Raw genomic sequence first — 11352 nt, forward strand, 5'->3', positions numbered from 1 at the left:
CTTCTATTAATTATACAAATGATAATTCATTTTCTTTCTGTAAGAACGTTATATTCTTCTTCATTTACTTATATTTATATTTTTTTATAATTTATTAATAAATAGATATTATTTAAAAGTTAATTATTTAAAATTCATAGTGATTTTATAATAAAAACAACTATAAAAATCCATTAACATATAAAGCGAATGAAAAAGATCTTAAAACAATAACTATAAATATAATATTTAATAAAATCTATTTCTTATTTTAAATATAAATCAGATTCTGATATGATATATACATACCTAAAATATTAGCAAACGATAGTTATGGAGGTGTCCTTTCATGACACAAGATTTATTGTTCATTACAAAACCTACTGTAACGACAAAAGAGGCAGCCGACTTATTAGGAGTAACGGTACAAACAATTTTAAAAAAAGAAAAAGATGGATTAATAGAATGTGTATATAAAGATAACTGGAAGCAATTCGGTAGTAAGATTTTCTATTTAGAGGATATTGAACGTTTAAAAAATAAAAATGAGGTTAAAGGCCTTAGCACGAAAGAAGTAGCTGAAATTCTTAATGTTGCACCATCTACTATCTTTACATACATCAAATCTGGAAAATTACCCGCAACAATGGTAGAAAAACGAGGAAAACAAGTATATATTATCGATGAGGAAGAGCTAGAGATTTTTATGCTTGATTATGAAAAAACTAAAACAAAAGAGCGAAAAACATTTATTATTAAGATTCAAGATGAAGATATATATTTATATCAATTACTAAAACATCTACAAACTGGAAAAACCGCTAGGGTAATAGAGATTAATGGAGGAGACGGCAAGATTCTTACAGAGGACGAAGAAATTTTCCCTCTATCCACTTATAAGGAACATGATTACTCCTTTGAACCTTTCAATAAAAAAGCGGTAATCACTAAACGAGGGTATTTATCTTTTTCATTTAAAAAACCTCAATTATTTAATTCCATTACTTATAATTTAATAAACTTATTTTATAAGGAGCTAGGTGTCACAAATATGCGATTGAGTATTTCATCAGATACTATTAAATTAGAAATTAAGCCTTTCGTATTACAAGTAGATCCATTGCAGTTTCAAGAGGAGATTAAGTACTTACATTCTCATATGAAATCTGGCACGATCCTTCCACATGTAGAAGGTATTTACTTTAAAAGTAATGTAGAGCCATTAACTTTTCATGTAGATCATCAATTCAAGCAAAAAGTAGTTCAGATGGCAGCCGGTGCTGGTATGGGGCAGGAAGAATTCTTATTGCAAGCTGTAAAATCTTATATAACAAATTTAGAAGAAGCGTAGAAATTAAACCTTTCTACGCTTCTTAAATTATTCAATTTAATCATTCTATTCTGTGGGAGCGTCACGACCCGCGACAATCTTGTTTCCTCATTTTGGTTCTTATTATCCAAATTACCCACATATTTTTATTCCCAATGGGTGCACCTGTCTTCTTTTGTTCGTACAGCTTTTCTGCCCATTGGTATCTGTTCTTCTATAATTTTATGTTATTATCACTTACATCATACTTCTTAGCTACATCCTTATACTTCATACCTTACATTTTAGCTTCTTGAGCTAATTCGTGTTTCGGTTTTAATTCATATCACCGACCAGCTTCTATATAATAGGAAGAAACTCGTTATAAGTGCCCTTTATAGTAAGTCCCTTGTAAATCTTTTTATTTAAATTCACATTAATACAGAAAGTTAAAATAATTTAGATTGAAGTGGAAATTTTAAACGTAAAGTATATATAAATTCCGCAAATAAACAATTCATATATAATTAAGAACGGATTGATAATTTGCTAGATTCTTCTTTATTTATTTGTACTTGCTAGTCCATTTGGAGATAATTGGTTAATGAAACTCTTTTCCTTGTAATACATATATAATCCCTTTAAAAGGCCCAAAAACCAATAAAATAACTATGATTATATATAATGGTACTGTCCACAATATCATTGACAAACTACTCTTATTCATATCTAAATGGAACATAGAAAACATTAAAATCCTTATTATAAAAGCATTTTTATTGTTGAAGTAACGTTTTCTGTAATAACAAGTTTCGCAATAAAATATAAACTATAACTAATTTTAATTATGATATAATATAGCTAGTAACTGAAGGCGTGTGGTGGGAGGTTGCAGCCTTTCTTTCTCTTAATTTAGAGGGAAAGGAGGTGTAACCAATATGGAATTTTTACAACAATTATTACAGGACGCTACGAAACTATTCTTAACAGTGTTCATAACAACTTTTGCAACAGCTTGTGCTAACAAGCTAGTGGCAAAACGTAATAATAAAAGTAAAAGAACCACCCAGACGTCTGCCAAACGTAAGAAAGGTGGTTCAAAGAAGAAATAATTAAACTTTGCAATCTACCACCTAACGGCAGCAGTTACAAATTAGACGGGATGTTACCAGCATCTCGTCTTTTATTATTATGCACATAGTTAGTGAGTTAAAACCTTTAATAAAAGGTTTATGTCTACACTCTCATTATACATTTTATCTCATTGGAAAACAATATCATCTTGTTTGGTATTTTTTATAATGAATTATAGATTGATACTGCTTAAGGCTTTCTTATTTTGGTGAGCTCTTTTCAATTACTCCTTTCTTTTTATACATGTCTTTTAATACCGCTTCATTTATTTTCAAATCCGATTTATCAACAAATTTCTTATATATAGGATTGTCCTTTTTATCTTTGCATTCCTTTTATGACAATTTGAGATGCATTGAGTTGGTAACTTGCACTACCTTAGCAAAATTAATTAATTCAAGCTAATCCGAACACATCAGATCTAAATTTTTAATAATTTCCCTCTACAAATAAGAATTTCATTCGTTTCTGCATTCTTAAGGTAACAAGTGCACAATGTCACCAGTATGGCTTGAAGGATCTCTAGTTCTTCTATCTCTAAGTTTGGCTATCTTGTCGCTCAATAGACAAACGAATAGAATTTCATGGTAAAATAGTAAATGTTTTTAAATAAGGGGATGGAGTGATTTTAAGTGATACTTAGAAAGATTTTTATGATTTGTTTTTTATTTATATTCACATTAACTATTGTGACTGGTTGTAGTTCTTCACAAAGTTCTACAACTGTAAAAAATGGAAAGGCATCTTCGTCTTCGAAGAATGTGGAAATCGAAGTTGAAAATGCTGAGTACGTATTACCATTAAGTGGGTCAATGGGAGGAATAAATAAAGATAAAGTATTAAAATTCAAAGTCAGTTTGAAAAATAAAGGGAATGAAATGTTAGAGATATCACCTTATCTCTTTACACTATATCAAGGTGATGAAAAAATGAAGAAATATGATAAGGCTGATTCAGATAAATTACGTTTAATAGAATTAGAACCTGGTAAAAAAACATCGGGGATTCTCTACTATGAAGTGAATAAATCCTCATCATATGAGCTCGTTTATTCCAATGAAGAAACAAAAAAAAGAGACGAGAAAACAGAAAAAGTTTCTTTCAAAATTGATACACAAGAAATAGAAAAGAATACAAAAGACTTAAACAAACCAGCTGAAGCTCTAAAAACCTATATAAACGCTGTTTATTATGATAAAGATATAGACAAAATTAATGAATTGTCTGGTGAAGATGGAAAACAATTTACTCAAAATATACAAGAAGAATTTAAAAAAGATGCAATGTCCAGTACGCATAACGGAATTAGTGACCAAGAATTTGAAAGCTATTATAAAAAGTTAAAATCTGTACTGCAGGAAAAAGTTACATTTAAAGTAAAATCAATAGGTTCTTCTCCTGAGGAAGATAAAGTTGAAGTGGAATTAAAAGTAAAACCATTATTATTAAGCGAGTTGCAGCCAAAATTAAATACGGAAAATGAAAAATTTTTAAAAGAAAATCCAGGAATCGAACAGTCTAAATTATTTAGCCAATCGTTTAGTTACTTTATATCTATTTTGCCAGAAGCAAAAGTTTCAGATAAAGAAAAAATAATAAAGGTTGAGATGGAGCGATATGGAAAAGAACAATGGCGTTTTTCTAAAGGTAAAATAAGTGATTCAGAGGACGTAATGGAAATAATGGGAGAGTTTTTAAAACAATAAAAAGATATAAACGAAAACGAAGTTTGCAACAACCAAACTTCGTTTTTTCGATTTTAATAACTTACAACAACTGTTACCTCCAAACGATAAAAACACAAACTTTCCATTTAGAGAATTTTTTAAAATATTAGCTTAATGGATATGGGGTTCTACATTTTATGCCGCACTAAAACACTCTTCAATAATCAAAATTAGATTACATAGTTTTTTCTTTTATCCTCGCAACAAATCTTTGTAAAGCAGGTGAAAAAAGCAACAGAATTTTTATAAATATATAACAAAAAATAATCTATTCACCTATATATAGTAGACGCATAGATTATTTTTTAATAGACTTTAAAGTTTGTCCGCATTAGGATCTAACAAATGATTCCAAGTAATTATTGCTTTCAACATAATAAATTTTTAAACACATAATTGCATTTCTATTATTTATTTTACCACTTGAACAGATGCTGGTTTCCACCCCTGATTTTCTACCCAATCAATATTAACCTTATATTTTTTATTATTTTGCTTATCTCGTACATTACCGTAGGCTTTATTATTACCATTATTCCCAATAAAATCGAAAATTAATTGGCTCTCTGGAACATCAACAGCATAAGAAATTGCTTTTTTCATCTCACTCCAATCTACTGTTCCTTCTTTAAATTTCATTTCAGGTTTTGCTCCTTGCTCTGTACCAATTGGCTTCCATGAAGGATTAGTTTGAGGATCCTTTTCTTGAGATACCGTTTTTTCTTCCTCTTTATTTTCATTTCCGTTCGTTTTTACCGATTTTTCTACTTTTTGTTTTCCTTCTAACTGTGCTGCTTCTTTATCTTCGCTTTTCTTTTCTTCTATCTTTGCTATTTCTTTATCTTCAATTTTCTTCTCTTCTATCTTTGCTGTTTCTTTATCTTCAGTTTTCTTCTCTTCTATCTTTGTTGCTTTCTTTTCTTGAGCAATTGCTTTCGTTGATGTATTAGCAGGGGTAAACAACTGGTATGTCACTATACCAACTGTCACTAATACCAAAGTAAATGCAATATTAAAAATTGCCTTTTTACGACGATTCTGTTGTTTTTCTTGAAACCTGCTTACTTGTCCCATTCTTTAAACCTCCGTGTTGACTTTCTCCTATACTCTTTATACATTATCCCTATAATTCTTAATATTTTTATTAAATAACAGAAATAAACTACACTTTCCATACAGGATTTCATACCATAATAAAATTTGTTTTTTCAAGCATCTGACATATGTTATTCAAAATAGTTTAATACATTAAAAATTGATAAGCTTCTGCACTTAGGAAACCTTCACTTTTATTCAAAAGTGATTCCAATTACGTCCACATCAGATCTCCTGTAGAAAGCTTTTTAACAATTAAACCTCTTCTTCCCTTATTTATAATTTTTAAATTAAATTTCCCTCTATGGTATAATAAAGATGTTTCGTTTTCTAATGGGGTATGTCGTAAAATCAAAAGGGATTTTATTTCTTTTACCTTCTTTTCAGAGTAAATTTCACCACTAGGAAATTCTATTATTCCTAATGTAATTCTTAATTCGCTATCATCACAAAGCCATTCCTTATTAAGTTCCCTTATCTTTTGTATAAAGCTTCTTTTGGTTTGTCCTATATAGAGCAATGTCACCTTCTTGGCACATACTCTAGAGATTGCAAATAACCCCTTCTTAGAAGCTTCTTCCCTATTATAAAAATCATTTATACTATACATTCCATACCACTTAATATGTACTGTTTCTATGAATCTCACCTCATTTTTAGATAATATTATAATTTCTGAATGTTCAAATTATAATAGGTACATAGTCTTATTACTTGAATTATAAATTGTGCTTTTCAATAATACATTTTATTATTACTAATTTCAATAATGCAGAAAAAATATACTATTATAATTTAATTACAAAACTATATAAAAAAAGAACCTGCAAATCTGCAGATTCTCCTGATAATGATTTAAATAAGTAAGACTCGAAAATATAATACAATGATTCAAAAATAAGTTCAAGTAAATCAAAAGAACCCGCTGGAGTTCGGGTTCTTTCAAAAGTGATGATGTTTTCTCGGCTTCGCAAAGTGAGAAAATACAAGAATGTAATACATCGAAATTTAGAGAATTTTAATACTTAAATTAGGGGTTATTTTAATATGATGTAACACCAGCATTTTGATGGAATAGCAATGAATACCTTATATATTTCCGGTCTACATAACGCTTTATCATTTTAGCCAAGAAGACTCCTTCCTAAAGGAACGCGAAGTGAGTAGGTGGGAGATGAATGGGCTAAAATGACAAAAAAAGTTGAGGATTCCCCCAACCTTTTTATACATTTATTGTCTTATTAATCCTGTAGATGTAACCTGATATGTTCTTTCCTTTCCTATATATTCCTGTTTTCCATTCTCAAGGTTAGTTAAAGTCGCTCTTGTTTTTTCCTTTGCTGCTTCCCCTTCTATATGAGTAAATTCTATATAATCTCCCACTTTTACGGGCACTGTTTGGGTTTCAGCATTTTGTTGTCTATTTCCCATGATTTCCTTATTGTACATAACGCTACCAGACGAGTTCTGGACTTTAATACTTGCATATGTACTATTGAAGTAAGAATGCGGTACGCCAGCTTCTAATTTGATTTTCAGCTCTTCTGCTGTTTGATTATAATCTACTTTTGCAATTTCTCGATCACTATATCCTTTTAGGGACCATGTAAATTGATTTCCGTCTAAAATTGTTGCTTCTGGCATTTTTTCTACTTTCTTCAAGCCTTCTTGTGTGACTTCATACATTGCTTTTTTTCCAAAGCTTTCTTGTTTACTGTTGTCTAAATTTGTGAAATTCGCTCTATGTACACCTTCAAGATGTGTTAATTCAATATAATCTCCTACTTTGACTGGAACTTTTTTCGATTCAGCATTTTGTTGTTTGTTTCCATAAAAGTCATTATTATATACTACTTTTCCTGATGCATTTTGTACTTTAATACTCGCATACGTTTCATTAAAATAATGATGCGGTACGCCTGCTTTTAAGTCAATTTGCATTTCTTCTGTCGACTTATTGAAATTGATTTTTGCAAACTCAAAATCACTAATTCCTTTTAGGGACCATGCAAATCGATTCCCTACTAAAATATCAGAATTTCCATTTGTAATTCCTACTTTTTTCTCTACAGTTCGATCAAATATATCTGTTAATGTAATTTTAGCAAAAGCTGTTTGAGGCAATTGCATAGTTTGACTTACCTCAGTTTGGTAGGACTTAATATTATCAATTACTTTTAAAGGTTGTCCCATTAACTTTTCATTGTCATAGATTTCAATTTTCCCTTTAAACTGTGGAGTACTTTGTTCTTTCAATTTCCATGAAACATTTAATTTTCCAGCTTCAAAGCGAGTATTTTGGATATCAAAATCTAAATTTCCCATTTCTGGTTGACTAGGCTGATTTATATTAAAAGTTTTTCCAGTACCAATAGTTGATTGAGTATTTCCTCCTGCCCTAACCCATAGATATTCTGAAGTTGCTCCTCCATCGTATTGATAGGACGTATCATGTTGCCCAGAGATACGCTGATTATTCCAAGAATTCCATTGTTTATCTGAAACTTTTCTGCTGTATCCATTTTTAAGACGTGCTTCTCTTACATCTTGTCCATTACCAGCCCAGTCCTCTTGAAACATCGATAAACCATAGTTAAATGCAACATTCGCAACTGGATGATCCATAATAGCAACTAACTTCCATTGATTTAATGTATTATCTTTTATCCACTGGCCAAACTTTGTATGGCCATCTTCTTGCCAAGAGCGTAGAGTCATTCTATACCATTGACTATCTTTCCAATTATAAGTTGTTTGTACCTTCAGACCTGTTCCTTCTCCACCAAATCTGCTGGCTTCTGAAGTCGACGATAAATATTCAGCTTTTATTGCTTGGTTTGATGCTATTGGATCCCAAAGTGCAAAGTGAAGGGTACGTTTACCGAATTGATCAAAACCACTTTGTTGTTGGAAGCCCGCATAACCACCACCCTCCCCTCCCTGATTCCAGTTATGCACAGCCCAATACGTATAAGGTGATGTTTGGACTGGTGACCAGTCTATACTAATAATATCTGAAGCAGCAGTATTTTGTGGTGTTACATAAACTGATGGGGCATGCGATCTGGTTGCTGCCTCTGTACTAGAAATTGGTGCTCCATACATTGACAACATGGTACAAGCCGTTGAAACCATAACAATTCTTTTTATTTTTCCCCTTGTTTTTACTTTAAACATAACTTCCTATCTCCTTTTAAATTATTTTAGTTACATTGAATGATAACCCTATATATCCCTTTAAACAAATTATGTAATAAAGTAACATTAGCTCTAAAATCTAAATATATTTAATGTTTTTTACACTGCTATTATTAATCAAATTATAGTATTTTGTATTAAAATCGTATGATTTAGGGCTAAATATAAAGTGAAAATTTTATAAAATTTCATAAATATGTAGTTTTGGATATTTATGATGAAAGACCCACTAAATAACTTAATTGATTTTATAAAACATTTCCCTTCGTTATTGATTACACTATTAAACCCAGTATTGTTTACTAGAAAAATATTATGTAAACTTTCAATTTGCCAATTAGACAAAATAGTTTATTTGCTGTTACCTTATCATTAACTAGAAAGAGCCCACTAAAAACGTAGACTCCTTTAGGTATCTAAACATTACATATATTTCAAACATAAAAAATAAAATCGAATTCTTCTGTTAGCTTATTTAATATTTAATGAAGTAGATAATGTATTCCAAGGTGCATTTGTAGATGTGTTTTGATATTTGAATTGCCCATTTTGCTGTCCCGAAGCATCCCATTTATATTCCCAACCATCAACTGTTCTATCGCCATTAATATCAATCATCTTAGAATCTACTTTTTTTAGTCTTTGACCACTCATTTGAGCAATTGGATTTCTACCATATCCCATTTCATTTGTATAAATGTATAAATAGCTTCCTCCATGATCTTTAACCGTACTTAAATTGTTTGGACCAATAAATTCAACTCCGCCTAATTGAGATTCAACTTTTACTACATTTAATGATGTTAATGGTGGTGCAGGTGCTGCGGATACATCAGTCGCTAAGCCAACTGTTGCTCCCACTACTAATGATGAAACTCCTAAAATCATTCTTTTTAGCATACACTCATCCCCTTTGTATTTAATACAAATTGATTCTATCATACTAATTTCATACATTTCGTTTTCTGTGAAAGAGTTAACAAAAAGTACCTATTTATATATGAAATTGTGCATATTCATTGCATTTTTACTATTTACACTTACTACTAATCCTACTACAGCATAATTGCTTCTCTATCTTGATTGACTTAATACATTTTGCCTTATTTCAAGCTGTTTTTTGTAAGAACTAATAAATGGTGTGTAGTTCGGTGTTTTAACAAATAAAGAATAGAGTTGCAAATCCCACTCTATTTAAGTCGGCTTTTCCTCTAGCATTATAAACAAGATCCACCACTTGCATCAATTAATTCACCAGTTATCCAACGACTGTCTGATGAAGAAAGAAAACCTACGATATCAGCTATATCATTAGGTTCTCCCAACCTATTAAATGTCGATAAACCTGCGGCATATTTTTGTCCATCTCTATTCCCCAATGTCTCAGCGTTCATTTCTGTATTAATTATACCCGGGGGAATTGCATTTACTGTAATACCACGGGCACCAAGTTGTTGTGCTAAAGTATGAGTGAGTGTATTAATTGCTCCCTTAGATATACTGTAGGCAAAAACACTTGGGGAGGCTACCCGTGTGACAAAAGACGAAATATTGATAATCCGGCCTCCATCTTTTAAACGTGGCAAAGCCTTTTGAATAATGAAAAATGGAGCTTTCACATTAATATTCATAACCTCATCAAAAGACTCCTCTGTAGATTCCTCTAACGTTAAAATCTGCCCAATTCCAGCGTTGTTTACAAGAATATCAAATGTATTATCGCCTATATATTTTTGAAGAGATTGATCCATCATTGAATACAATTTATTAATACCGTTAAAGGTACTTAAGTCAGCACTAATCGCAAATGCGGAACCGCCATCTTGTTTAATTATATCCACTACACTTTCTGCTTCTTCTTTTCTTTTACTATAGTGAACAACGACTAACGCACCTGCCTGTGCCAAATGTAAGGCAATGCTTCGGCCTATTCCTCTACTAGCCCCGGTTACTAATGCAATTTTCCCCTTCAATTTATTCATCTCATCATCCCCTTGCTTAAAAATTCTACTTAGTTATATCACAAGATACCCTTTGAAATGTTGCTCTCTCATTTGGTTTTCTTAAAGAACCTAGATAGTATTGCTACTAATTTTATTTAATACTAAAAACATCTAATTTCTTTTGATGATATAGTGCCCCATGTCCGTTAAGCTGGGAAAGTGAATACCAAAAACTAAGAAAATTATTAGGTTAAGATTGTAGTACCTGAAAAATGTTTAGTTTCTAAACCCTTGTTAAGTAGCTACGATGAGCAATTATACTAAACTAATAATGAAAAAAGGATCTGATATGAATATCAGACCCTTTTTTGCTATGTATAATTATTTCACAGATTCTTTTAATTCTTTTCTAGCTTTAAATGTCGGTGCTTTAGAAGCGATAATTTAAAATTATTATATACAGTTTCAACGAATTTCATGTTGAACTTATTATATTTCAAGAAGTCCTTTACTTTTAGAATCGACAATTCTTCAATACCCTTAGACTTTCCCTACGCCCCCTGTAGGGATTTTTTCAATAAACTAACATACTTCTTGTACGCTTTCTGAACCCTATCTCTACTATTTTGTAGCCATTTAAATGTTAAAATATTCCAAGGTGATTCTCATTAAACGGCAATTATAAATGTAGGGTTCTACTTATATTTGTGACTTATATAAATAATATGATTTATCAACTTATCTATATCTTGACTTAAACTTAGCACCTGCTGATGTCTAAATCCATATTTATCTACAAGTTTAATTAATTCTACTTTCTTGTCTTCAATTAGTTTTTGTAAGTTTCTCATCTCCATATCTATTAGAACTCCTTTTTTACGATTTAGCAGGTGAACTACCCGCCACTTAACGCCCTAACGGACTGTTTGAAGTGGGGGCTTCTCGGTTAGTCGTTACTTTTGGTAGC

Annotated in this window: 9 protein-coding genes; 3 read left to right on the forward strand and 6 right to left on the reverse strand. The window is 30.9% G+C overall.

What is annotated here, in order from left to right; all coding sequences use genetic code 11:
- The first annotated feature begins 328 nt into the window (after positions 1–328).
- The 3 genes from MRP26_RS20915 (at position 329) to MRP26_RS20925 (ending at position 4128) form a co-directional block, all read left to right on the forward strand.
- Entirely contained in the window at positions 329–1330 is a 1002-nt protein-coding gene (locus tag MRP26_RS20915) for a helix-turn-helix domain-containing protein (RefSeq protein WP_242806816.1), read from the forward strand.
- 896 nt (positions 1331–2226) lie between these two features.
- Positions 2227–2400, forward strand: a complete 174-nt coding sequence (locus tag MRP26_RS20920) for a hypothetical protein (protein WP_242806818.1) — start codon at positions 2227–2229, stop codon at positions 2398–2400.
- Between the two features lie 675 nt (positions 2401–3075).
- A complete protein-coding gene (locus MRP26_RS20925; RefSeq protein WP_242806827.1) occupies positions 3076–4128 on the forward strand; it encodes a DUF5105 domain-containing protein in 1053 nt (350 codons plus the stop codon).
- A 432-nt stretch (positions 4129–4560) separates the two neighbouring features.
- On the opposite strand, the gene MRP26_RS20930 is transcribed toward MRP26_RS20925, so the two are convergent.
- From MRP26_RS20930 to MRP26_RS20955, 6 genes are all read right to left on the reverse strand, one after another.
- Positions 4561–5223, reverse strand: a complete 663-nt coding sequence (locus MRP26_RS20930) for a YrrS family protein (RefSeq protein WP_242806820.1) — start codon at positions 5221–5223, stop codon at positions 4561–4563.
- Positions 5224–5458: 235 nt separating this feature from the next.
- Positions 5459–5893, reverse strand: a complete 435-nt coding sequence (locus tag MRP26_RS20935; RefSeq protein ID WP_042884152.1) for a hypothetical protein — start codon at positions 5891–5893, stop codon at positions 5459–5461.
- 581 nt (positions 5894–6474) lie between these two features.
- On the reverse strand, positions 6475–8421 hold the full coding sequence (locus tag MRP26_RS20940) for a DUF3472 domain-containing protein (RefSeq protein WP_242806821.1): 1947 nt from the start codon (positions 8419–8421) through the stop codon (positions 6475–6477).
- Between the two features lie 492 nt (positions 8422–8913).
- Positions 8914–9399 carry a DUF4879 domain-containing protein gene (locus tag MRP26_RS20945; protein ID WP_025688754.1) on the reverse strand — a complete coding sequence of 162 codons (486 nt, stop codon included), beginning with the start codon at positions 9397–9399 and terminating at the stop codon, positions 8914–8916.
- A gap of 260 nt (positions 9400–9659) precedes the next feature.
- A complete protein-coding gene (locus tag MRP26_RS20950) occupies positions 9660–10424 on the reverse strand; it encodes an SDR family oxidoreductase (protein ID WP_242806823.1) in 765 nt (254 codons plus the stop codon).
- Positions 10425–11080: 656 nt separating this feature from the next.
- Positions 11081–11242 carry an aspartyl-phosphate phosphatase Spo0E family protein gene (locus tag MRP26_RS20955; RefSeq protein WP_000425964.1) on the reverse strand — a complete coding sequence of 54 codons (162 nt, stop codon included), beginning with the start codon at positions 11240–11242 and terminating at the stop codon, positions 11081–11083.
- Between the last annotated feature and the right edge of the window lie 110 nt (positions 11243–11352).

This window comes from Bacillus sp. CCB-MMP212 (assembly GCF_022748145.1).
In the GTDB taxonomy this organism is placed as follows: domain Bacteria; phylum Bacillota; class Bacilli; order Bacillales; family Bacillaceae_G; genus Bacillus_A; species Bacillus_A cereus.